A 23,761-nucleotide genomic window follows, 5' to 3' on the forward strand; every position below is an offset into this window, starting at 1 on the left:
CTGCGATAAAATTTAATACTTTTTTTATGACGACTATATAATGTTACACCATTGTCGCTGACGAGGAAGAATCTCATGTAGGAATAAAAATTGATTTGATGAAGCAGAAGCGTTTTTAAATATAAATTCTTCAATCTTTGAATATTTAATTTCTGAACATTTTATTTCTTCCGGTCTTGAATCTTGAAATGTCCTTAAGAATTACCTGATCGTCCGGGTTGAAATATTTCAGTTCATTGATAATTTCAGAGCGGGTCGCTACTTTTTCTGCAATGATTTCATAAGCTATATTTCTTGTGACCGTATGGAGCTTCGGATCTTTTTTGAATTCATATTTCATGGCATCCAGATACGTAATTTTTTTGTGAGCCGGCGCCCTTTCATACAGATGCTGTATTTCAGATTCCAGTCTTTTCATATCAACAATATTGGCAAAATAGTTATTCAGACAGTTGAATGCATCTTTGTCCTCTTCCCATCCTTTCAGCAGTACTTTCCGTGCTTCCTCAGGTTTTTCCATTTTGTTGCGGTATACCAAAGAAGCTTTCACCATTTGATTATTTCCTGTATAGTCATCTGCTACGATCTGATAGTAATAATGGGCATTTTTAAGATCGTTGATTTCTTTATAGAGATCTCCTACTTTTTCTTTCTGCTCCATTTCTTTGTAAAGGTCGATTGCTTTTTTGTATTGCCTGGCCTTTTCATAACAAGCTGCAGCATCGGATTTATTATGCAGTTTTTTAAGATATACCACGGCTGCTTCGTTGTAAAATCCTCCGTTTTCCAATGTTTTCGCCCCTCTGTAATTATCCTGCAGAAGATTCATATACACCTTTGCTGCTTTTTTATAATCATTTTCAGCGATGTATTTCTCGGCAAGTTCTTCGTATTTGCTTCGGATTCTGTCAAAAAGTGAGTTTTCGAGATAAAAGCTGCCTCCACTTCCTTTTCTTCCTGCTGCATTTCTCTTATTTTGTTCTTTATCTTTTAAAGAGGTAATGACAAGAAGAATGATGAAAGCTACAATTAAGAAAATACCTAATGTTCCCACCACACTCCAGAAACTTTCATGGAACAGCTGTGCAACAATCCCGATAACCTTAAACATCGCCAGCAGTACGAATGCTGCCATGAATTTGTCTATAAATTTCTGTTTATTCATCGTCATCAGATTTTAAAATAGTCTTATCTTCTCTGAAAAGGCGGTAAAGGATCAGCATCACTCCGATTACCAGCACCCAAACAAACCAGTTGTACCCAAACATTTCTACCAATGGATAAAACAGGTATACCAGCATTGCTACAAGAATTGTAATGAGAATAAATTTCACCCAGACAGGTACATTATCTCCACCGACATTGAGGGATTTATTTTTAAACAGGAATAAATACAGTCCTACTCCGGCAATCATCAGGATTATCATATATAAAATATCTGAAACGGGAGCTTTTTCCTCCATCGGAGTTCCCTCTGTTCCTATCCCTTTTACTTTCGATTTGTCAATTGAGGCCGAAGAGGGATCCACAATATCCAGGGTTCCATAAAGTTTTCCCAGAGAATCTGCCATCAAAGCCTTCTTCTTTTTCAGGAGATATTTTACGACATCACCATTTACCGGTTTTCCTTTGGTATACTGCTTCAGGGAATCTGAGATTTTACGTTTGAGCTTTTCCGTTTTCTGTTCAAGATGTTTTGTAATTTTTTGGGTATAAATGGTTTTTAGAGAATCCCTGCTTTGCTTTTCTTTGTTAACAAGCTTTTCAATATCTTTTCCTATTTCGCCTACTTCTCTGCCACCGGCTTTTTTATAGTTTTCTTTGTCTTTTTTTGTTTTGGATTCTATGATACCGGCATTGATCAGTTCTTTTGATAACCCTTTTCTCTCCTGATGATACATTGAATCGATCTTAAGGTCAATTTCCGAAGTTCCCGACTGAAAAGCAATCATATCAGAAGGCGCTTTTACCGCATTGTTCACAATTGTTCCTGAAGAAGGCCCGGTTTCCTGCTGTTCTTTGCTTTTTTTATCTGAAGGCAAAGCAATCCTTAGTACAATAGCCGCAATAATGACTGCCCAGAACACTCTGCGAAAATTTCTTGTTCCCGCACTTTCCTTTCTTCCATTGGATCCTCCAAACAATCCTTCCAGCCAGGTAAATTTCCCGAAGCCATCTCCTCTGGAAGTTCCCATAATGTCAAGGGGAATACCTAATTCTACTGCCCGCTCGGGATATTTTTCAATATATTGTAAATACTTTTCTATTTCTTTTTTATTCCCGGCCATTACTTTTTTAAGGTCAAAAGGCAGGTTGTTCATCCATTCTTCTTCGGTTTGTTTGGGCTGCAAAGTTTCCATCACTTTCTCGTCATCCATTTCAACCGTATAGCTTTCTATTTTTTGAGGAATCGAAACCCCGTTCAAAGGTCTTCTGACACTTTTATTAATGGATCCGGGCTGCTGAATCATTGAGATCCAGTCTATTTCTTCCGAAAGCTTTACCAATCCGAATTCAGGATGCATAATCAGGAAACGTGAATCTAGCTGTACCCAGTCTTCCGGATTGATCTTAGGATAAAAAGTAGTGTTTTCAGGAATGAAAAGTCTGTCATCAACACATTGAAAATAAGCGTTCCTTCCTATTTCCTGTGGAGCATAGTCATTAAAAATAAGAAAACAGCCATACAGCACATTGGGACTGTTGGCCGGAATAGCGAATGATCTTACCTGATTTAAACCGATATTCAATATTTCCATTTCCTGCAGCCATACCACCGGTGAAGCGCCTCTGATCAGAAGTCCTTTTTTAGGATAGTTATTTTTCGGGAAAGGTTTTATTCTAAGCTCCATAATCCAGAATCTGTTCTATAAATGGTTTCAAAAACCTGTCACACATATCATCCATTGTTCTTACCTTCAGCAGCGCATGCTCCGGAAGATAATATTCTGATCCTCCAAATTCCGTATAGGTCGCCAGCGACAGGAAACCGCCAAGTGTAGAGGGAATAAAAAATTCCTCAATGCTCTTGTTACTGCTTCGGAAGGTCAGCATCCCGCGGGAATCTGTAATCATTTCACTTCCATCGGGAAATGTAAATTTATTTTTGTCCTGCTCGGCAAAAATTTGAAAATCATATTTATTTTTGGAAAAACCCAGCGTATTTTCAGAAGCACTGTACAATTCATTACCGGAAATAACCAGATTTCCGTACTGATTGATCCCGATCTTATTGAAATTATTGATAATCCGCAACCCGCTTCCTTTTAGTTTTGCAACTTCTGCTTCTGCTTTTACTGTATTTTTTTCCAGTTCCTTCTCTTTTGAAGTGATAGTCTCCACAGAGATATTCCCATCGATATTGATCTTGTAATGGGTTGAATTATCCGGTTTATGCAGATAAAAATTTCGTCCAAAATAAATCAGTTTATAAAACATCGGAATGTTCATCCCTGTAAGATTCTGTTCGGAATATTCTCCGGTATTAAGATTAAGCTTTGATATCAATCTCTTATCATACTGATACTGGCACAGAATAAAATGCTGCTGTCTGTTTTTTGCCAGAGCAAACTGTCCTCTCGGTTTTATGGAAATCTTATCAAACAGCACTTCACAGCCATGATGTGTTTTATAATAATCGTAAGAGTGTCTGTCATAATAGTTATCAGAAAGATAAGTCTTCAGCAATTGTTTTTTTGAGCTCAGAATGAAAAATTCTCCTTCATACAGGAACTCAGCGATCTTATTAACGGGGGTCGGGAACAGGATCGGATAGTTTTGCGGAAGGTCTGTTTTCTTTCCGTTAGAAGTATTAACACTTTGTTTTTGTTGCGGCGGATTGGCCCACAGCTCCTGCAATGGAAGTTTTATTTTCTGAATATGCTTTCTTGCTCCTTTGTGGTGTTTGTAAAAATTAATCTCACCATCTGAGGTTGTGGTCACCAGAAACTTCAGTCTGTCTCTGTTCTGATGGATCACCCGCTGCATTTTTTCGTCTTCCATGTTGTCCTGATGGGTAATGAAAAACACTTCAATATCCTTTTCTGAATGATTTTCATTAAAAAACGCCTCCAGCGCAGCTGAAACTTCCAGCACGGAACTCACCTGGTTAAGGCTTTCCACAACATCTTCCACTTTATTAAGCGCAACGGGAACCGCTGCCTGTCCCAAGGTAAAAACTTTACACTCGGAATGGGCTTTCGGGTGTTTGATCACGGCAATGGCAGAGGCAAAAGCCAATACCTTTGGTGTCCCCCAGTTTTTGAGGGAAGTATCGATCAGGATAATTCTTTCAAAAATATTTTCTTCAGGCGGGATTTCCCTTTGAATATAGAGTGCCTCATTATTCGCTACACGGTTCATGAAGACGTCATCTTCGTTGGCAAATTCGGAAAGAAGCATTCTGTGAAAATCCCCTTTATTGGTCATATCAGAAATACCTCCGACAGACTGTTCTCCGGGAGAAAGATGACGCATCGGGATTTTCAGTCCGCTCCATATTCTTTTGATCAGGCTTCCTACCTGAAATGTTTTGGGTTCTTCAATTAATTCTTTGATAAAGTCTTTATCTGTATCTGCTGTTGTTTCTTCTTCCAGCACTTCATCATCCAGTTCCGGTTCATCAATCAGGCCTTTCATGGCATCAATGATAGACTGTACTGTAGGAAATTTTTCATTCAGATTCAAAGCACTCAGATCTTTATTCAGAACTGAGGGCTGCCTCTTGTTTTTCTGCACTGATGGAAAGCTCCTGCGGTCTTTTATAATAGATTTTTAAATTAACATCTGCCAACAGAGAAGCCACCCTGTTATGACCATTACTGAATAAAGTCTGCAACAATACAATTCTGTTCTGTTTCTGTTTATAAACTTTGGGAAGAGAATGTATTTTTTCAAGGAATTCAATTGGCTTTTCCACATTGAACTCAAAGTCTTCACCGCTGTAAAACTCTGCTGTACGTCTTAAAGGTCCTGCGAAATCTGCATATCCGTCCTGCATCGCATACAGAACCATCAGCAATGCCCCGAACGGAGGCCAGCCCTGTGGCTGAAGCTCTTTCAGAATCTCCATGACATAAGGTCTGTAAGCAATGGCTCCTACTCCGGGAATGGAGAGGAGGTTGTTTTCATGATAACCGGAATCACCGGGAACATCTTCATCCGTTTTCCATTCCCAAAAGTAATTTTCATAGGACTGGAAATAAGCCTTTAATTCCATGCTCTTGATTTTTCTGTGAGACGGAATGAGCTTACGGATAAAGTACGGAAATCAGCATCCTTTATTGAAAGGTAATTTCCGTTTTCATCCCACAGCAGCCATCCTTCCGGCTCATTATTATATTTTTGATGTAACAGTGTGCTTAGGTTTTTAAATTCAAAATCCAGACCTGCCGGCAGCAGATGCCTGTCTTTGGTCCAATAGGTTTTTCCGGGAAAGCTCAACAACGGAGTTCCCACAAACAGAGCTTTATCCTCCAGCACCGTCCATTTTATTTTTTCAAGCTTAAATTTTGGTAATGCAATGATATTTTCCCTGATATCGGATATATTACTCAACAAAGCGATTACCGGTTGCTCTTCATTGCTTTCTTTAATCTTACCTGAACCTGTTCCTGAATTCCAAAATAGTTTTGGTTGGAAGGAGGTAAAGTAAGCTGTAATGCTTTATCTATAGGTGCCCAGAGTAATGCTGTCCTTATTTTTTGCTGGGAACCAAAGCTTCTTTCCTGAATAAAAGACCATCCCGGAGCTCATACAGGATAAAATCCGGTAATTGCTGTATTTCCGGAGCTTCGGCCTGTTCATCAGTAAAGCCTTTGAGCCAGATGATATCTTCATCCACAGCAATCTGAACATTTTTCCAGTCTCTGATTGAGCCCAGAAAATCTTCATCAGCACGGGGAAGTTCTGCCCAGAATTCTTTTAAACGCTTTGAAGAATCTTCTGCCATAAGCTTTCAATTTCTTGCTGTATATACTGCTTCTGTTCCTGGTTTCTGATCCAGTCACAACGGGTCTGCAGGTATCTCAGTTTATCTTTTATTACGTTCTGTTCCTCAAAGCTCAGCATTCCGCCATTCCATTTTTCCACCAGGATTTTTACGTCTTTCATAACTTCTTCGGGATTGGGTGTTTTGTTCTGCATTGCCTGTGGATGGGAATCCGGATGATCATCTTTTTCAATCGTCCTGTTGATGATTCCTTCCAGAATTTCAATCTGTTCTTCTGTATCCCAGATATGCTTTAATACCCACAGATCGGAAAGCACGGCTTCTTTTCTTCCGCAGATCAGGGCACTTGCTGCAATGAGGTTCTGAAGCTTGACAGCCCTACGGTCTGAAATAGCAATTCCCGTATTCCTAAGGGTCATAATCGTATTCAGATACACTTCATAAATCGGCTTAAGATCTATGGTCCTGCACAGATTCTGGAGCTGCCTGATTTCATCAGCATGAATTTCAGGGATTTCCGTTTCTTCTTCGTTTTCCAGCTTTCTTCCGGCCAGAAGAACCTGCTGTAAAAGTTCAGGATTAACGTAATCGACATTAATTCTCACCAGAAAACGGTCAAACAATGCATTCAGCGCTTCATCTTCCGGAAGAACGTTACTTGCCCCTACAAACATCAGTGCGGGTAAGTGTTTGGTTTCTTTTCCTCTTTTAAAGATTTTTTCATTGAGTGCCATCAGGAGGGAATTCAGAATAGCGGAGTTTGCATTGAAAATCTCATCCAGAAAAACCATGGAAGCTTCAGGCATCATTCCTTCCGTATTGGTCAAAAGTTCTCCCTCTTTCAGTTTTCTGATATCAAAAGGTCCGAAAATCTCGTTCGGTTCTGTAAAGCGGGTTAATAAATATTCAAAATTTTTCCCGTCTTTCACTGTTTTCGCAAGGGTTCTGACGATAGCCGATTTTGCAGTCCCCGGAGGTCCGTACAGAAAAGCATTTTCTCTTGCCAAAAGGCAGATCCCCAGCAGATCCACGACATCATTTTTGCCTACAAAAGTATCTTTAACGTAGTTGAGGACTGTATTGAGTTGATTGATATTCTGATTCATTGGTTTAAAAATTAAAATTTCCACCACTTTTTCTTCTGTGGTTTCTCTTCTGCTTTATTTTCCGCCTGTTCATTCCTTTTACTGAATGAAAAAGCAAGTCTCTGGTAAGGTATCCTGATATCGAAGTGCAGCTGTGTGCCATCATCCAGCGTGAGTGCATCCATAATCTTATCTCCGTCCTTTACCAGACTTTGTGATATATCCTGCTTATTGAGGTGATGCCTGATCAGATCCCTTTCATCAGAAATTCTTGTGATAATATAGGGGGAATCTTTGGTTCCGTCTCCTGTCTTTTCAAGGCATTCAAAAATAATCTGCGTTATTGTCATTTCAATATTCCTGCCTTTTTCATCACCCAATTCCTTATAGGCAAAATATTTATAAATATGTGCTCTCGGGCTCAGCAGAATATTGACATTGACGTATTGCGCAACTTCTTCAAATTTTCCTTCATTGAGCAAATCCTGTATGTTTTCAAGGTCTTCGGAATAAGGATCATATTCCGGATCACTGATTACCAGCTCACGGCACTTCAGGAATGTTTCCTTTGTCGGGTCTGTTAAAAATTCAAATACTTTCTCATACGTTTTCATTGTTGTCTTCGGTTATAGTTTTTAGTTCTCGCCAGAATACATCTTTGTGCATTCCGAATTCGGCTGTTAGCAGTTTATTGATAAACGGAATTTCGGCCAGTTTATAATCTCTTTTTTCAACAATTCTTTCCAGGTATAGTTTTCTGTAAGTATTGTCTGTCAGTTCTTCCTTCCAGTTTACATTTTTAAGATCAAGGTCATACCCTATTCCGGAATAGTGAAATTCCGTCAGAATATTTTCCAGCATAGCAATCAAAGGATCTTCAGGATCAACTGTATTTAATGCAATAATCACCTGTGGTAAAAACCTCAGCGATAAATCTGCAGATAAGATGGAAGAAATATCCCTTTTTCCATTGAATCCGGGAATAAGTTTTTCAATATTTTTTTCTGTATTTTCCCTGATGAGATAAAGCTGTGCACTGTGATAGAGAACTTTGGCGGCCCAAACGGCAGCTTCTTTGTTGCAGGTAAGCCGGTCAGATAAAAATTCAAGCCGTTCTTTTTCGAATTCTGTTTCAAAATAATCTCCTGCTTCCGCCTCTTCCTGGGGGAGATTTGCTGTAAGTCTGAAAAAGAGTAATGCATTCTTCCTTACGAAGCAAAAAGATCGTGTCTAAAAACGGTGACTGGGTTTCCATGATCTAACAAAAATAAAATTATTTCGTTGAGAATAAAATTTTTGTGGGAAAGATTCGTGTTAAATATGGATTCTTTATGCCGGTGATAAGGTTGGAAAACGCAAAGGCACAAGAAAATCAAGGATTTTCAGCAAAAGTATGTGTTAAAATTAAACCTTATAGGTTTTAAAAACCTATAAGGTTTGACATTATGTATTCTTTACTATAAAAATTGCATCCTCGCTATGGTTTACTGTGATACGATTTCGATAATATTGTTTTCCGGATCAAGGATGACACTTTCATAATAGCCGTCTCCGGTGGTGCGGGGTTCTCCGGCAACTGTATAGCCGTCCTTTCTCAGTATTTCTGTAAGTTCATCTACTTTTTGTTTCTTATCCACAGAGAATGCAAGATGGATGATTCCGTACTGCTGGGATTCGTAAGAGTTTCCGCTTTCTCTGATGTCCGGCCTGGTCATGATTTCAAGACGGCATCCGTTATCAAAGCTGAGAAAATACGACTGAAAATTTTTAACCGGATTGTGGTATTTCTCATTGGAAACCGCTCCGAAATATTTCTGGTAAAATGTTCTCGATCTTTCAAGATCTTTCACCCAAATCGCAATATGTTCAATTTTCATATTTTAAATATTTACTGTTTGACAGCCACAAATGTAGCCAGCCCGTTTTCATGATACCTGCTCTTTATTATTATTTTATTGTTCTGTATTTACCGGATTACGTTTTGAAAAATGTAAAGGACTTCTCATATCATCTTATTTAAAGCACTTATGGATAACATCTTATGCATTCTGATCATGACAAGCCGCTTCATTGTTTACATTCCTGCAATGACTGAAACAATCTAAAAGTTATTATATTTGCCCCATTCAAAATAACATTATGAGTATTCACATCAGTGCAAAAAAAGGAGAAATTGCCAAAGTAGTATTGCAGCCGGGGGATCCGCTTCGTGCACAGTATATTGCTGAAAATTATCTGGAAAATGCCAGACTGGTAAGCAAGACCAGAGGTATCTTTTATTATACAGGCCTTTATAAAGGTAAAGAAATTACTGTAGGAGCGAGTGGAATGGGCTTTCCAAGTATCGGAATCTACTCTTTTGAGCTTTTACAGAGTATGAGGTAGACACCATCATCAGAATCGGGACTTGTGGTGCATACAATACCGATCTTAAACTTTTTGATATTTTAAATATTGATAAAGCGGCCAGTGAAAGTACCTACGCCAAATATGCATGGGGAATTGAAGATGAAATCCTTTCTCACCAGGGAAATATTTTCAATACCATTAATGATACGGCTAAAGAATTAGACTTAAATGCTAAAGCAATCAACATCCACAGCAGTGATATTTTCTACAGAAAAGATCCTGCTACTCCGGAAATTGCTACAAAATATAACTGTCCTGCAGTAGAAATGGAAGCTTTTGGTTTATTTGCCAATGCGCAGCATTTAGGAAAAAATGCAGCGACTATTCTTACAGTAACTGACATTATCCCAACGCACGAAAAAATTTCTGCTGACGAGAGAGAAAAAGCTTTGAATCCAATGATGGAACTGGCTTTGGAATCAGCAGTTAAGAGTTTATAAAAGGCGTAGGAGCAAAACGGCGAAAAAACGAATTTGCAATTTGTTTTTTTACTCTACAATATTTTAGCCTTTTTGCGGTTTCGCAATTTTACAAAAAAGAGCTTTACTTCATCAGTAGAGCTCTTTTTATAATCTGAAAAAATTCCTGGCTGTTTCTGTAGTTTCGTCAGCCACTTCGGAAATGCTGATCTTCTTCAGATGGGCAATTGTTTGTGCCACATAAGGTAAGAATGAAGGCTCATTTCGCCTGTTCTGCATTCTGGTCACATTTTTCGGAAGCATGAAAGGGGCATCTGTTTCAATCATGATTCTGTCCAGAGGTACGTATTGTATTACTTCTTCCAAATGTTTGAATCTTCTGTCATCGCTGATAGCTCCGGTGAATCCTAAATAAAATCCTTTATCAAGATAGGTTTTTGCTTCGTTCAATGTTCCGGTAAAGCAGTGTACAACCGCTTCCGGTAGCCGGGAAAGATATTCATCTGTTATTTCATTAAATCTTTTAAATGCAGATCTTTCATGAAGAAAAAGTGGTTTATCAACTTCTACCGCAAGCTCCAGCTGGGCTTTATAACATTTTTCCTGTACAGGTCTCGGCGAGAAATCCCGGTCAAAATCCAGTCCGCACTCTCCTACTGAAACCACATGATCCTGTTTCAATAACTTCCTGAGTTCCCCAATACTTTCTCCGTTAAATGATTTGGCATCATGAGGATGAATTCCTGCTGTTGAAAACAGAATTTCCGGATATTCTTGTGCAATTTCTGCAGATTCTTTGCTTCCCCTTACGCTGGTTCCCGTAAGAATCATATATTCCACACCGTGATCTAAAGCACGGTTGATAATTTCATCGTGTTCATTATAGAACTGTTTATTGGTCAGATTAATGCCAATATCAATATAAGTGTTCATTTGTTTTTTACATTTTTATTATTTCCTTAATTATTGTTTTTAACTCCGGCAATGCTGATGTACTGCTTTCCCGAATTGAATAAAGTGTTTTGCTTCCTTTCAGGATATGATCGAAATAGGTATCACTTTCAGGGTTGACAAGGACAATCCACCTGGCTCTGATTTTTACAGTTTCTACAATACTGACAGGCAATGCAGTAGATCCTGAAGTTCCGATAACAAACAAAATATCGGTATGATCAGCAATATCATAAGCCGTATCAAAGTAGTAATATTTTTCATTATAAGACTCATCAAACCATAAAGTATGAGGTCTTAGCCAGCTTCCGCATTTTTTACATTTCAAACCGTCAATATCTTCTGGTTTAAGGTCTTCCGTATACTCTTTCTGCTTTACATTTTCCGGGAAGTCAATAGGCTCACTGCATTCTTTTGAGCAGCGTACTTTCTGTTTATTTCCGTGGATTTCATAAACCTTTTGGGTTCCTGCTCTTTGATGGAGACCGTCTACATTCTGGGTAATTAATTTAAATCTGTCGCCCAAAAGATTTTCAATTTCCGCCAGCGCAAGATGTCCCTCATTGGGTTGAGCTTCAGCAATAAGTTTTTTCCAGAAAAGATTGTACTGCCAGACTTCTTCTGTTTCCTGTCTGAAATATTTTAATGTTCCGAATTCTTCCGGACGGTGATATTTGGTTCCTTTGATCCAAATTCCATCAATAGAACGGTATGTTGGAAGTCCGCTTTCCGCAGAGATTCCGGCTCCGGTGAGGAAAGTAATATATCCTTTTTCTCTTTGATTATGCTATGTAAAATTGATTCTAATTCTTTCATGATTTTTAATGTAAAAAAATAGAAACAGGTCGGGTTTGAACCGACGACTTTCCTTGAGTGGAAGGTTTTTCCAGTTAAACTACTGTTTCCTGTTTTATGATTCTGCTCTCAGGAGATTAAAGTACTCTGAAGCGGTCAAAGGTCTTACTTCTCCTGTTGGAGCCATTTTTTCCTTCAATTCGCAGATCAGCAAATCTCCCTGTCTTTTTAAACATTTTATATGGGGTATGAGGTTACTGTGTATTCTGAAGGTAGAGGCAATAGCTGTCAAAGCATCATTTTTATATTCCTGCTCTATCCACAGCCAATGTTCTTTTTTTGTAGATGGACACCAGCATTTCACAGCATAAGAATATTCTGCTCTGCTTCTCCATATGAAGACTCCCAGTTTACGGTTTTCAACTTCATGTACTTCATAACGGTTGACCTTTCGGATCAGTTTCTGGTTTCCGTTTTTGTCGTATTCTACATAATCAACTTCAATTTCTTTTTCATTGATTTTTTGGGCCTCCAGTTTTTCCATCAGATTCCCAACTCCATAATAGCTGAAGCAGAAAAGTTTAAAGTTCCGGTTTTCTTCATTAAAGAATTCTTCAAACTTCATCGGTTCCACTTCATCCCACAGGCTTTTAATTTTATTTAAAATCTGTGTAAAAAACGGAGTATCAAAATTTTCCCACTGTCTTTCATATTCACGGGTTTCAAAATTCTGAAAACTGCTGTGCCGTAATTTTAAAATCGCAATCAGCTTTCTCAAAGGATGACCTTTTTCCTGTAAAATAAAATGGAAAGGTAACCTTGAGACAATGAACTGATCTTTTGTAAGATAGATATTGTCATTAATTTTAAAATAAATATTCTTTGCGATCTGCTCAAAACCCTCATAGGTACCATACAAATAATTGTTGACACAACCCAAAGCCGGAAACTGAAGCTCCTGCTGTTTTGAATCGCCCCATTCTCCCAGATATTCCAATGATTTAAAATCTATACGAACATCCGCATGATAAGGGATCTGAATTTGCCCGTTAATTTTCTGAAGATGTCCGAAATCTCCGTTTTCATGGATAATCAAATCTCCTATCTCAGCAATATTAGGAGCAATGGTTTTAAACGCATTGAAACTTCCTTTCACATATTGAAGTGCATGCAGGTAGCAGATTTCAGAACCATAATATTGATAGCTCCCGTTAATATCTGTCAGCACCGGAAATGCCACTCCGCTTCCTCCGTTGACAGCCACGTTTCCGCATTTCTCAAGCGCCTGAAAGTTAGCATAAGAGCCATTTTGCAGATTGATATTTCCGCTGGTTTCCTGAAGGTTCGGGAATAAAACTCTTGTATTGTCCAGCCTCAGATTACCAATCAGCTTTTTCAGCTCAGGAAAATGATGAGTAAACCTGTGTCCGGATGCCCCGTCACACCTGATTCTAAGGGTACCCTGAATAAATTCCAGATTGGGGAATGAAATATTTTTACCCACAACATTGATCTTACCGCGGATTTCCCGGTGAGGAATCATAATATTGTCTCCATGGATATTGATATCAAAAATACCGTCTTTCAGAAGTGCATCAGCCTGGAACTGGTCCTGAACAGGAATAACCACTCTTGTCTTCAGCAGCTGACCGTTCCTGGCGTATACCTTAGTATTTTTTACAGAAACATATCCCCCAATTATTTCTAGATTTTTAAAGGTACAGTTGATGATACACTTAAAATGACCGCTTACTTTTTTAAGCTGGTCCAGCTGGGTACGGCAATGCATTTTAAAATGTCCTTCCACCGTTTCCAGCAGCGGAATTTCACAGTTCGGAGCATCAATAGAAAGACTTCCTTTGATGTACTTCAGATCCGGAAACCGGCAGCCTTCGCCACGCAAAAGCAGGCTTCCTGATATTTCGGTGCAATGAAAGGTCATATTTTTAGCATATACCTCTATCAAAGCATATTCATCAAAAACAATATTCGCCCAGTCTTCTTCGGAGAATATTTTATATCGTCGTATGGTATCAGTCGTATGCATTTTCAATCATTTGGGTTATTGGGTTGTATTCCTGCTGGATATACTTTACAAAGCAATTGCTTTCTATCCGCAGCATTTTATGTTCATTATGGGTTATAAAAGCATCTTTTGCAATCAGAAATGTTTCTGTAGTGCCGCTTTTAGCATAAATATGATAATCCTCTGCTTTCAGCATGTGCTGATTACTTGTTTTTTCCAGACAGTATTCTTTATACCCTTTTGTATATTGTGCCAGATCGTTGATTCTGTTCAGATAATTTCTGTTGCTTTTTCTTTCTCTTGCTGTTGAAAAGTATTCCGGTATATTTTCATTTTGGGTTACAAGTGTATCCTCAAGAGATTCCTGTTTAATTTCCAACGGAATTACTTCTGTTTTTCTAACCAGTTCTGTTTTAGGGATTCTTGGCCTTGTAGTTCTTTCAACCGGTTTTCTTTCCTTCCACTGCATAGGCACCGGAACTTTTACTTCGTCAATGATGTTCAAAAAAATCAATAAATCTTTAAGCATGGTATTAATATTTTAAAATGAAAGCCAAAGAGACCGGGATCGAACCGGCAACCTATCCTTCGTGGATATGTTTTTCCGTCTTAAACTACCACTCTGACTTTCCAGTTAGGGAGATAAGCGTGATTCGAACACGCAACTATTCTGTGCAGGAATTATTTTTCCGGTTAAACTATTATCTCCATTATTTAAATTGGGAGTACAGCAGGACTCGAACCTGCAGCCTCGTCCGTGACAGGGACGCATTCTTCACTGTTGAACTATGTACTCCTGTGAAACGGACAGGATTCGAACCTGCAGCCTCTGACGTGGAAGGTCAGTGTTCTTCCTTTGAACTACCGTTTCTCTGGTTGGGAGATAAGCAGGAATCGAACCTGCAACTCATTTTAGCAAAATGTATTTTTCCATTATTACTATTATCTCCGTATGGATTTTACCAGGTATGAACTTTATAATTTTTCAATAAAACTCCACTGAAGTAATTTCCTTTTATTCCTTCCATCACAGGATGCAGAATTCTCGCTGCACCATCCACAGAATCCAGTGGCGGGATGTATCCCATCTCAAACTGTTTCTTTCTGAGGCTTTCTTTTGCTCCTGTAGAAATCCATCCCACGTCTACGGCACTCATATAGATCTGATCATTCTCAAATTCTTTTGCAGACGTCAGGGTCATCATATTCAGCGCTGCTTTTGTCATATTGGTATGCGGGTGGAAAATGGTTTTATTTCCGTAGCTGAAAATTCCTTCTGATGAGGTCACATTGATGATGAATTTTTCTTTAAACGCTGAGCTTTTCATCAATGGTTTCAGTTCTTTGATCAGAAAATAAGGCGCAATATGATTGATGAGATTCACCTCTACCAGCTCATACAATGAAACTTCTTCCAGCGTAGAATTCCAGCTCGTTTTTTCTCTGTTATCCACAGGCTGTCCAAAACGGGTGAGTGCCACCTGGGTTTCTTCGTTATGAGCATACTCCAGTTTTGTAGTTTCACTTGAAATTTCCGTCTGATTCGGGATCAGGGTATGAATATTTTTAAATTCCACCAGTTTTTCTTTCTCACGCTTTATGATCGGAAGGTAATATTCATCAGGATATTTTATGGTCTGCGCAGCATTATTGATCAGGATATCCAGCGTATCAAAATTGAATTGATAAAAGTTGATAAAATCCTGAATTGCCTTTAGATTTCTCAGATCCAAACCGTATATCCACAATCTGTCTTTCCAGTTGTCATAGTCTGCTTCCTGCTGCATAAGCTCCATCGCCAGTGCCGGAAAACGGGTTGTTAAAACCAGATTGGCCCCGCTTCTTAAAACCTTCAATGCGGTGGCAAAACCTACTTTCACCCTTCCTCCTGTAAGGATTACATTTCTGCCGGTAAGATCTGCCGTTTCAAAACGCTTTTCATAGTTTTCTTCAGCACAGGCAGGACATAATCTGGAATAGAAAGAGTGTGCATACTGATAGCTCTGGTTACAGCAGTAGCAGTTTTTGGGAATCTGAAGTTTTGTAAATTTCACTTCTTCCTTTTCATCATCATAAAAAGCAGAAACCCCTGCCAATGCTTTCTGCATCAACACTGAATTGGAATTTACCGCCAGGTCATGGGACTTCATTTCTGAGTAATTCTCATGACGGCTTTGTTTTTTGGCACTTTTATGAATTTTGGTGATCAGTCCTGAAAATGTTTGATTATCAGGATTCAGGAAAGGGTTTTCCTTCAAAGCATTCAAAACTTTGAGGCAGGTTTCCCATTCTTCATTTGAAAATTTTTGATCTGATGGATTCATAGCTTCTGTTTTATGTCTGCAAAACTAGAAGCTCAGTGCGCAATGTTTTTACGTAGTTAAAAAAAGATAAAAAAGTGGAAAGGTAAATCTTCCATTAAAGGCAACGACTAAGGAAATGCAGCTATTGTTTAAAAGAATCTGCAAAATCTGCGAGAGTTTTATTTTCCCACGAATTTCACAGATGCCACAGAGATTTGTGTTTATTCGTTGATAAATTTTTCCAGAAAGCCGATCAGCTTTGTCCCTCCGTGGCTCCAGCGGATTCCGTGGCCCTGTTTTTCCCGGACTTCAAAAACCAGTTGATGCTTGTAATGGAAGAAAACGTTCCACCAGGTTTTATTTTCAAGAATTTCATGGATTTTTGCCATTACTTTTTCCTGCTTCTGCTGATTGTTCCCTTTGATTTCTCCCCAGAAGTTATCATCCATTCTTCCGATATGTTTTTCCCAGGCCCTCTGTGCAATGGTAATTTCACTATTGAAAGGCTCTTCACAGGCATTGATCAGCATGGTTTTCAAAGGTGGAATAGCGTTTTCATCGCGGATGCTTGCAGAGGTTACTCTCTGCCCTAAAACATTCAGCCAATGTTCAAACGGAATTGCTTCCAGAAGTTTTGTTTTCACCTCATCCGAATTGTTGCTTTCAAGAATGGTAATCAGTTTTCCGAAACTTTCTTCCCGGTTGATTATTATTTCTTCGTTAAAATAAGGTACATCCTGTTCCAGATTATTCTTCTTAAACTTAAAGATATTTTCTTCCAGATTTTCCAGATGCTCTCTTTCTAAAATGGCTTTGTATCTACTTTTCCATGTTTCAGAAAAGAGGGAAATATAGGGTTCAAACAGATTCATATTTACATCATTTTGATCAGATTAACAGAGAGTTTTCTTCTTTGATCAGATAACCGATCAGGTTAAACCATGCTTTGCAATGATCCAGAATCCATGCGTCGGAGGAAATAATGATTTCTGCACTTTCTGCCAGAATTTTATCCGGATTATATTGCAGATCCGATTCCCAATTAAGATGTTGCTGTTCTGCAAAATCAAGGACAATCTGTTTAATCCGTCCGCTGTTGGAAACAGGTTTGTCAAAGATCCATACCAGTTTCTCAATTTGATTTTGCCGGTAAAAAGAGGCTACCAATTCCACGGCTCTCAGCGTTTGGTTTACTCTTTTATAGGTTCCATGAACTCCGGAAAGATCACGGAAACAGCCGTCCAGTCCTTCAAAAATATAGGCTTCGGAAAGCAGACTTTCCAGCAAAATCAAAACATTGAAACCGTCCAGGTATATGGTCTTACCTTGTAACATTGAAGCATCTACATGTTTCAGCTGTCTGTTTTGAAGCTGTGCAGCAGAAGCGGATGCACCCCGTAGAGCCTGTATCTGCCGGGTTTTAAGTCTGTACCTGTTTCCGACCAGTTCAGCTGCTGCTTTTTCCGGATAGTCTCTGGTCAGCAGATACAGCATGTCTTCAACCGCCAGTTTAAGCTTGCTGATCTGTTTCTCTGAACCGAACAGGGTATCATCCCCTGTATTTTTCCCGCGGTTTCTGTTATTCATACTCAAAAATAGAGTTTTTATGCTAAGAAATATTTTTTATCCGGGAATATTCAACCACCCCGTCAAAAATTCTTTGAATTTTCGCCACCCCTCCAAAGGAGGGGAATTGGAAACCTTTGATAGAGAAGTTTGCCAATGCTATTATTTCTCATTCTAATTGGGCATTTGTTATGTTTTCTACAACAAAAGAGATATTTTGTACAATGCATTGATATGTATTAGGGATAAGTTTGCAAAGACTTAAAAATTCCCTTATGAATACACTGAAAAAATTATGTTACCTGTCTGCAGCTGTATTGCTAACAGCATCTTTCGTTTCATGTTCAGGCGATGATCATGAAATAAGTATTGAACAGCAGACCCCCTCACAGGTTCTGTCTTCTACTCCATGGGAAACTACCGGAGCAAAAGATAAGAATGGAAACAATGTAGCCCTTACTGATGCCAGCGTAGCCGGATATGTAGGCTTTGCTTACTTCAGGGCAGGCGGGAAGTTTGCTATTTATAATCTGACTGACGTGCTGAGATCGATGGGAACATGGTCTGTGGATGCGCAGGGAAAAACAAGGACTATTGCAGCATTAAACCCGGACGGAACCACTATTTTCACCCGTGATGTTGAAATTCTTGTTTTGAACAGAAATGAGTTTACTTACAGAATCCATCCTAACTCGAGTGATCCTTCTCTGTATTATGACATTATCCATACAAGAACCTCCCATGCTGAACCTGCTAACGGACAGCTTACCCTTGCTTCCACTCCATGGGAGACCACCGGAGCTAAGGATAAGAGCGGAAATAATGTTGCTTTAAGTGACGCCAGTGTTGCAGGTTATGTAGGATACTCTTACTTCAAGGCCAACGGAACTTTCAGAATTTTCGGATTAAACGATGTAGTAAGATCTGAAGGAACATGGTCTATTTCTCCGGACGGAAAAAAGAGAACACTTACTACGCCTACTTTTACCCGTGTTGTGGATATCCTGGTCCTGAACGAAACTACGTTCACTTACAGAATTACTCCTGATGCCACCAACCCGTCTGTATTTTACGACATCATCCATACGAAGGTAAACCATAAGGAGCCTTTGTAGTGATTATTTTTATAATAAGGAAGAACCTGCTCAGTGATGGGCAGGTTTTTATATTAAATTTACAAAACCACAAACCTTTATTTAAAACACTTTAGTTTTAGTTCAGTAAGTTAAATGGTTATAAATAACCGATGTGAAAATTTATATAGCTTCTGCTTATTTCACTATATGTATTGTTCCCACCATTTTTTCCAGCTTGCTGATCCTAACTGATCGAGATTTACTTTTTCCCCGATCATCGGGAGTGTTATCGGGATATTATTTTCTTCTGCATGCTTTGATGCCAGCTCCAAAGGCTCATACCATGTATGCTGTGCCAGCTTGAATTTGGAATTGTGTACAGGAATGAAATTTCTGGCTTTCAGTTCCTTTATTTCTGTTATCAATTGATCCGGCAAAGTATGAATATAGGGCCACTTTTCATTATACTGGCCGTTTTCCATGACGGCCAGATCAAACGGGCCATATTTGTTTCCGATTTCTGTAAAATGATTTCCATAACCGCTGTCACCTCCTAAAAACAGAGTTTTTGACGGGGTTTTTAAAACGAAAGATGTCCAGAGTGAGATATTACGGTTCAGTAATCTTCCGGAAAAATGTCTTGCAGGAGTAAGAGTGATCCTGAAACCTTCAGCAATGTCTATGCTTTCCCACCAGTTTTTCTCGATGATTTTATCAAAACTCCAGCCCCAGTATTCAAAATGCTGGCCGGTTCCCAACCCACAGATGACTTTACCCACTTTATCTTTTAATTCCTGAACAGTCTTATAATCCAGATGATCCCAGTGATCATGGGAGATAAGCAGGAAATCGATCTCCGGCATATGTTCCGGTTTATAATAATCGGCTCCCTGAAAAGCTTTTATGGAACCCGGCATCGGGGAAGCATTTCCGCTGAACACAGGATCGATCAGAAATTTCTTCCCATCCACCTGTATGAAATAGGAACTGTGCCCGAACCAAACCAATACATTTTCTTCGGACTGGAGGTTTTTCAGATCAGTTGCCACAAACGGAAGTGCCGTTTTGGGTGAAGTATTTTCTACTTTGCATAAAGTATGAAAAAGTACTTTGGTCATACTTTCACCTTCTAACAGAGCAGGTGTCGGTAATATATTCTGAAATCTGCCATTGAGATAATTGGGAAGTGTATTGAAATATTCTTTTCTTTTTTCATCAGGGAACTGCCCGAGCTGCTTTTTTAAATTTTTCATGTATTTTATTTTAAATCCAGCCCCGTTTCTAAAGCAATGCTCTTTTATCTTATTGGCTGAGAAACCTTTCTATAAAATAAATATAAGCATAAGATTCTGAGATGTGAAAATAAAATGAAGAGGCTGTGGAAATTTTAATTTTCTATTCTTAAAAAATCCACTTAACCAGTCCAAGCATAATTACTCCTAACACTATGCAGCCTATTGTCATGACAACAAAAGTCAGTGCCAATTCTGTACGGTACTTTTTTTATCGAAAGTAAAATCAGCAGGATTGATATAATAAACTTCATAAATCATAGGATTTATGCGTACATCTGGCCGGAAACGGACAATTCCCTGAATATATCTTCTTCGTAAAGCTTTTAAGTTTCCGAAATAATAGCAGTAACCGGCATCTGTTCCGTCAAAATCTACGTCTGCTGAAGAGCCTTTGTGCTTCACATTCAATACATACATCTTGTTTCTTGGGCTGAAACTTACATCATATACATCGGGAAGGTTATATTTTTCCAGATCATGATAAAGAATTTGATCTATCGTCCCATCGGCTCTTTCGTAATGAATCCCCTGATTATCAACCCTTATCTTTCGGATCACTTTCTTTCTGAGTCTCTTCTGATACCTAAAGAAACGGTATAAACCGAAAGCAAGAGCCGGATAATATACCATTGCTACAATACTAAATATGGCCAGTTTATCACTGATCATAACGGGTAATCCCAATACCAGCAGAAATGCCACCAACAATAAAAGCCCGCCAAAAGTCCTGGTTATCCAGGTCATGAACCACCATGTTTCAGATGTTAATGGCAAAAAATCTTTTCTTACATCGTCTTGCATCTGTTCAAGATACTAAAAAAGTAAATAATATAAAAGAGTCATAGTAATGCCATGACTCTTTTGTACCCAATTGAAAATAAGATATACTTAAACTAAAACTATGAAATCGTATATGTTTTTTCTGTCGTTGTAGTGTAAGTATCGGAGATAACATTGTCTACAAATATCACTATTGATCTGAGATCCCAACTCAAAAACCAATGATAATTAGATTATCACTGAGCGTTTTCTGAATACCTTTAGTAAATTCAAAAGCATTCAGATTTCTGTCAAGGAAAGTATCTATATAACTACTCTTATTAGCTTGTGTAAAGAGATTATACATTCCATAGGTTAATCTCTCCATCATCAGCCTTACAAAAGCTCTCATCTTCATAGTAGTCTTTAGCTATTGTATTGAACTGACTATCATTGAAAGTTAGCTGAGGAATATTTTAGTTTCTGTTTTTCAGCTTTAAGCCTGCTACTTTTAGAGCAGGCTTAATGTGTCTTAGTGTGTCCATTTATTGAATAAAGCCACGTTTTCCTCCCCTACCTCCTTCTTTACCCCCTCCAGGCAGTACAGCAACAGTCTCTACCCTCTTTGGTAACGGTCTCTACCCATTATACAAGCCCCGGTACCCCCTTATGCAACCCCCTTTACCCCTTACCCAAGGGGGTACAGCCCCTTCATGAAGGGGTGGAGCCCGTTCATGAAGTCCCTCCAGACACTTATTGAACGGGCTGGAGGCACTTCCGAAGGGCCTACGGGTATTTCTGAGCGGTATTGAGAGTGATTTAAAGGAATTTACGCTTTTCCGTAAGCAGACAATCGAAGTCTTTATTATTATTGCAGCATCTGATGAATATATGGGTAAGGATTATTATAAAATGGGGATGCTTTAAATAACACGACAGGTTCTGTCGCTTCAAAGCAATATTTTTGTATTAAATCAATGCCATATTCGGACAGGTGTGTTAAAAAATGTTAAATTTGCCGGATTTTATGAATCAGTCAAAGTCATGCTTAAAAAACAATAACTATGAAATTTTTATTCAATTACATTCATTCGGAGGATATTCTTCAGTGGCTTTTAAAATATTCAAAAACCAGTTTAATGTGTACACATTTTCATGCATATGAAATACAATATTTTATGCCCCCAGAAGAATGTTATTTTCAATAGTTTTGAAAAATTTATTATTAAAGTGGTTTAAACTTTACAAAGCCACAAAACACTTGAATGTGCTTAAGTAAGTTTAAAATGATACCACAGAAAAGTCAGAAGAAAATCAAAGATTTTCAGAAAACTTACGTGTACTTATTATGCATAAGGTTGGGCTCTGAAAAAATTGAAGTATTTAAAACTTTATGCCTTTTGTGGTTTAAATCTTTTGTGGTTTAAATAATGATGATAAAAGTTTAAACAACCTCTTCATTAAAGAATTGGATGTATCCATGATCTATAAAAACAAAACAATATTAACTTAAAAAACACGGGAATGAAAAAAATCTCTCTCAGTGCATTCATCTTATGTACAGCCCTGGGTATGCATGCCCAGGAAGTGGTATGGCAGAAAGATATCCAATCCTCTACGCAGGATTTCCTAAGCCAGGTTACCACTACCATTGATCAGCAGTATCTTATCACCGGAAGTTCCATACAGTCAGGAAGCGGGAAGCCGGAGGCTGGAAGTAAGCAGAACAACGGTTACGATTTTCACCTTATCAAACTGAACCAGCAGGGAGAAGAGGTCTGGGAAAAATACTTCTCAGGACAAAACCATGATTATCTCTCTGCAACGGTTACCACACAGGACGGTGGATTTCTTTTAGCTGGTACCAGCTATTCAGGAAAAGGGTTGGATAAAAAAGAGGATTCCAAAGGAGGATCAGATATCTGGCTGGTCAGAATCAATGAATTCGGGGATGAATTATGGCAGAAAACACTAGGAAGTACTTCCGATGAAGAAGCCAGGGCAGTTATTCAGACTACAGATTTAGGATTCTTTGTTGCCGGAAATGTACAGAATTCTTCAAGAGGTTACGGTTCCAAAGATGTCTGGATTACCAGAATCGATAAAAATGGAAAAGAACTCTCACAGGTAATTTTAGGAGGAAAAGGCTTGGATGAAGTAGAAAAAATGATTCCAACCAAAGACGGCGGAGCATTACTGGGTATTTATTCGAGAAGTTCTGAAGTAAAGGCGGGAAGCGGGAAGCTGGAAGTGGCGTGAAGATCGACTCTTATTCCAAAGCCAGCAGCAACTTCGGCGAAGGCGATTACTGGATCGTAAAGCTTGACAAAAACGGAAAAGTAGAATGGGAAAAGAATTTCGGAGGAAAAGGTGATGACCATATCAGAACCCTTGCTTTAACTTCAACCGGCTTTATCATTGGCGGGGAATCCAGATCGGAAAGGTCAGGAAATAAAACCGTAGGGATTGAAGAAGGAACAGACCTTTGGCTGATTTCCTTGAATGAAAGAGGTGATGAACAGTGGCAGAAATCTTACAATTTGGGTAACCGGGATATCCTGATGGGAATGAGTGTAATAAGCGGGAAGCAGGAAGACGGAAACGGGAGTTCTAAAGGCATTCTGCTGGGCGGTTATACCCAGGCGGAAGGAAGAATAGAAACGGATGATGAAACCTTCTGGATGCTGTATCTGGATCAGAATGGCAATGAGCAGTGGAGAAAACACGTCAAAGGAGAATCCAGAAAGAAGGAAGAAAGACTTTCTGATGTAAAACTCAACAGGGATGGTTCTATTGTTCTGGCCGGAACCAGTGCTGAAGAGCTGGGTAAAGAGAACTGGAAGATCGTAAAGCTTGGGGACAAGCAGGTTGATCAGTTAATTGAAAAATATGATATCAAGATCTACCCGAATCCGGTGTCAGATTATGCTTACATAGAAATCGGTTTTGATTTTAAAGAGGCTGATATTCTGTTGTATGATATGAGTGGAAGACAGCTTCAGAGTATTAAAACGAAGAATAAAGTGACTAAAATTAATACCCAGGCTTTGGTTCAGGGAGCCTATCTGGTGACGATAAAAACGGATAACAATAAAACGGCGAATGCTAAACTAATTAAGAAATAAAT

General features: G+C 38.8%; 22 protein-coding genes, 4 tRNA genes and 3 pseudogenes. 5 read left to right on the top strand and 24 right to left on the bottom strand.

The window, feature by feature from the left end:
- Positions 1-145: 145 nt before the first annotated feature.
- The 10 genes and pseudogenes from OWR28_RS08735 to OWR28_RS08785 all read right to left on the bottom strand — a co-directional run bounded on the left by OWR28_RS08735 (position 146) and on the right by OWR28_RS08785 (position 8,912).
- On the bottom strand, positions 146-1,165 hold the full coding sequence (locus OWR28_RS08735; RefSeq protein WP_332386281.1) for a hypothetical protein: 1,020 nt from the start codon (positions 1,163-1,165) through the stop codon (positions 146-148).
- The gene (locus OWR28_RS08740; RefSeq protein ID WP_332386282.1) at positions 1,158-2,852 is read right to left on the bottom strand and encodes an APC family permease; all 1,695 of its coding nucleotides are present in this window, start codon (positions 2,850-2,852) and stop codon (positions 1,158-1,160) included. Before OWR28_RS08740 ends, OWR28_RS08735 begins: the two co-directional genes overlap by 8 nt.
- Positions 2,842-4,737: a hypothetical protein gene (locus tag OWR28_RS08745; RefSeq protein WP_332386283.1), complete on the bottom strand. Its 1,896-nt coding sequence runs from the start codon at positions 4,735-4,737 to the stop codon at positions 2,842-2,844. Before OWR28_RS08745 ends, OWR28_RS08740 begins: the two co-directional genes overlap by 11 nt.
- The gene (locus tag OWR28_RS08750) at positions 4,700-5,218 is read right to left on the bottom strand and encodes a hypothetical protein (RefSeq protein ID WP_332386284.1); all 519 of its coding nucleotides are present in this window, start codon (positions 5,216-5,218) and stop codon (positions 4,700-4,702) included. Before OWR28_RS08750 ends, OWR28_RS08745 begins: the two co-directional genes overlap by 38 nt.
- Positions 5,209-5,556 (bottom strand): hypothetical protein, encoded by a 348-nt coding sequence (locus OWR28_RS08755; RefSeq protein ID WP_332386285.1) that lies wholly within the window; start codon positions 5,554-5,556, stop codon positions 5,209-5,211. The genes OWR28_RS08750 and OWR28_RS08755 overlap by 10 nt, the downstream gene beginning before the upstream one ends.
- Positions 5,557-5,695: 139 nt before the next feature.
- A complete protein-coding gene (locus tag OWR28_RS08765) occupies positions 5,696-5,950 on the bottom strand; it encodes a hypothetical protein (RefSeq protein ID WP_332386286.1) in 255 nt (84 codons plus the stop codon).
- Positions 5,923-7,083: an AAA family ATPase gene (locus OWR28_RS08770; RefSeq protein WP_332386287.1), complete on the bottom strand. Its 1,161-nt coding sequence runs from the start codon at positions 7,081-7,083 to the stop codon at positions 5,923-5,925. The genes OWR28_RS08765 and OWR28_RS08770 overlap by 28 nt, the downstream gene beginning before the upstream one ends.
- On the bottom strand, positions 7,068-7,649 hold the full coding sequence (locus OWR28_RS08775) for a DUF4919 domain-containing protein (protein WP_332386288.1): 582 nt from the start codon (positions 7,647-7,649) through the stop codon (positions 7,068-7,070). Before OWR28_RS08775 ends, OWR28_RS08770 begins: the two co-directional genes overlap by 16 nt.
- Positions 7,636-8,293: pseudogene (locus OWR28_RS08780) on the bottom strand (conflict system bpX4 domain-containing protein). The gene OWR28_RS08775 and the pseudogene OWR28_RS08780 overlap by 14 nt, the downstream one beginning before the upstream one ends.
- 226 nt (positions 8,294-8,519) lie before the next feature.
- Positions 8,520-8,912: a VOC family protein gene (locus tag OWR28_RS08785; RefSeq protein ID WP_332386289.1), complete on the bottom strand. Its 393-nt coding sequence runs from the start codon at positions 8,910-8,912 to the stop codon at positions 8,520-8,522.
- Between the two features lie 262 nt (positions 8,913-9,174).
- On the opposite strand from OWR28_RS08785, the pseudogene deoD reads away from it, so the two are divergent.
- A pseudogene (gene deoD, locus OWR28_RS08790) lies at positions 9,175-9,884 on the top strand (purine-nucleoside phosphorylase).
- 126 nt (positions 9,885-10,010) lie between these two features.
- Here deoD and OWR28_RS08795 read toward each other — a convergent pair.
- The 11 genes from OWR28_RS08795 to OWR28_RS08845 all read right to left on the bottom strand — a co-directional run bounded on the left by OWR28_RS08795 (position 10,011) and on the right by OWR28_RS08845 (position 17,525).
- Positions 10,011-10,796, bottom strand: coding sequence for a TatD family hydrolase (locus tag OWR28_RS08795; protein WP_332386290.1), 786 nt, complete (start codon positions 10,794-10,796; stop codon positions 10,011-10,013).
- Between the two features lie 7 nt (positions 10,797-10,803).
- Positions 10,804-11,577 carry a Sir2 family NAD-dependent protein deacetylase gene (locus OWR28_RS08800; protein ID WP_332386362.1) on the bottom strand — a complete coding sequence of 258 codons (774 nt, stop codon included), beginning with the start codon at positions 11,575-11,577 and terminating at the stop codon, positions 10,804-10,806.
- Between the two features lie 73 nt (positions 11,578-11,650).
- Positions 11,651-11,719 (bottom strand) — tRNA-OTHER (locus OWR28_RS08805).
- 5 nt (positions 11,720-11,724) lie between these two features.
- Positions 11,725-13,656 (bottom strand): hypothetical protein, encoded by a 1,932-nt coding sequence (locus OWR28_RS08810; RefSeq protein WP_332386291.1) that lies wholly within the window; start codon positions 13,654-13,656, stop codon positions 11,725-11,727.
- Positions 13,643-14,164: a hypothetical protein gene (locus OWR28_RS08815; protein WP_332386292.1), complete on the bottom strand. Its 522-nt coding sequence runs from the start codon at positions 14,162-14,164 to the stop codon at positions 13,643-13,645. Before OWR28_RS08815 ends, OWR28_RS08810 begins: the two co-directional genes overlap by 14 nt.
- Positions 14,165-14,357: 193 nt before the next feature.
- Positions 14,358-14,431, bottom strand: a tRNA-Asp gene (locus OWR28_RS08820).
- 3 nt (positions 14,432-14,434) lie between these two features.
- Positions 14,435-14,506, bottom strand: a tRNA-Gly gene (locus OWR28_RS08825).
- Positions 14,507-14,513: 7 nt separating this feature from the next.
- Positions 14,514-14,585: transfer RNA gene (locus OWR28_RS08830), tRNA-OTHER, on the bottom strand.
- A gap of 9 nt (positions 14,586-14,594) precedes the next feature.
- A complete protein-coding gene (locus OWR28_RS08835; protein ID WP_332386293.1) occupies positions 14,595-15,959 on the bottom strand; it encodes an SDR family oxidoreductase in 1,365 nt (454 codons plus the stop codon).
- A gap of 200 nt (positions 15,960-16,159) precedes the next feature.
- Entirely contained in the window at positions 16,160-16,810 is a 651-nt protein-coding gene (locus OWR28_RS08840; protein WP_332386294.1) for a tRNase toxin domain-containing protein, read from the bottom strand.
- A 16-nt stretch (positions 16,811-16,826) separates the two neighbouring features.
- Positions 16,827-17,525, bottom strand: a complete 699-nt coding sequence (locus OWR28_RS08845) for a DUF434 domain-containing protein (RefSeq protein ID WP_332386295.1) — start codon at positions 17,523-17,525, stop codon at positions 16,827-16,829.
- Between the two features lie 254 nt (positions 17,526-17,779).
- Here OWR28_RS08845 and OWR28_RS08850 point away from each other — a divergent pair, with 254 nt between their 5' ends.
- Positions 17,780-18,619, top strand: coding sequence for a DUF4822 domain-containing protein (locus OWR28_RS08850; RefSeq protein WP_332386296.1), 840 nt, complete (start codon positions 17,780-17,782; stop codon positions 18,617-18,619).
- Between the two features lie 164 nt (positions 18,620-18,783).
- Here OWR28_RS08850 and OWR28_RS08855 read toward each other — a convergent pair whose 3' ends face one another.
- The 3 genes and pseudogenes from OWR28_RS08855 to OWR28_RS08865 all read right to left on the bottom strand — a co-directional run bounded on the left by OWR28_RS08855 (position 18,784) and on the right by OWR28_RS08865 (position 21,107).
- On the bottom strand, positions 18,784-19,833 hold the full coding sequence (locus OWR28_RS08855; RefSeq protein ID WP_332386297.1) for an MBL fold metallo-hydrolase: 1,050 nt from the start codon (positions 19,831-19,833) through the stop codon (positions 18,784-18,786).
- A gap of 222 nt (positions 19,834-20,055) precedes the next feature.
- Positions 20,056-20,619, bottom strand: a complete 564-nt coding sequence (locus tag OWR28_RS08860; RefSeq protein WP_332386298.1) for a hypothetical protein — start codon at positions 20,617-20,619, stop codon at positions 20,056-20,058.
- A 247-nt stretch (positions 20,620-20,866) separates the two neighbouring features.
- Positions 20,867-21,107, bottom strand: a pseudogene (locus tag OWR28_RS08865) (DUF3871 family protein).
- A 283-nt stretch (positions 21,108-21,390) separates the two neighbouring features.
- Between OWR28_RS08865 and OWR28_RS08870 the strand changes: the two are divergent.
- From OWR28_RS08870 to OWR28_RS08880, 3 genes are all read left to right on the top strand, one after another.
- On the top strand, positions 21,391-21,561 hold the full coding sequence (locus OWR28_RS08870) for a hypothetical protein (protein ID WP_332386299.1): 171 nt from the start codon (positions 21,391-21,393) through the stop codon (positions 21,559-21,561).
- Between the two features lie 597 nt (positions 21,562-22,158).
- Positions 22,159-22,893 (top strand): hypothetical protein, encoded by a 735-nt coding sequence (locus tag OWR28_RS08875; protein WP_332386300.1) that lies wholly within the window; start codon positions 22,159-22,161, stop codon positions 22,891-22,893.
- Positions 22,890-23,759: a T9SS type A sorting domain-containing protein gene (locus OWR28_RS08880; protein ID WP_332386301.1), complete on the top strand. Its 870-nt coding sequence runs from the start codon at positions 22,890-22,892 to the stop codon at positions 23,757-23,759. Before OWR28_RS08875 ends, OWR28_RS08880 begins: the two co-directional genes overlap by 4 nt.
- The last annotated feature ends 2 nt before the right edge of the window (positions 23,760-23,761 follow it).

Source organism: Chryseobacterium sp. 1B4 (assembly GCF_036631475.1).
Lineage (GTDB): Bacteria > Bacteroidota > Bacteroidia > Flavobacteriales > Weeksellaceae > Chryseobacterium.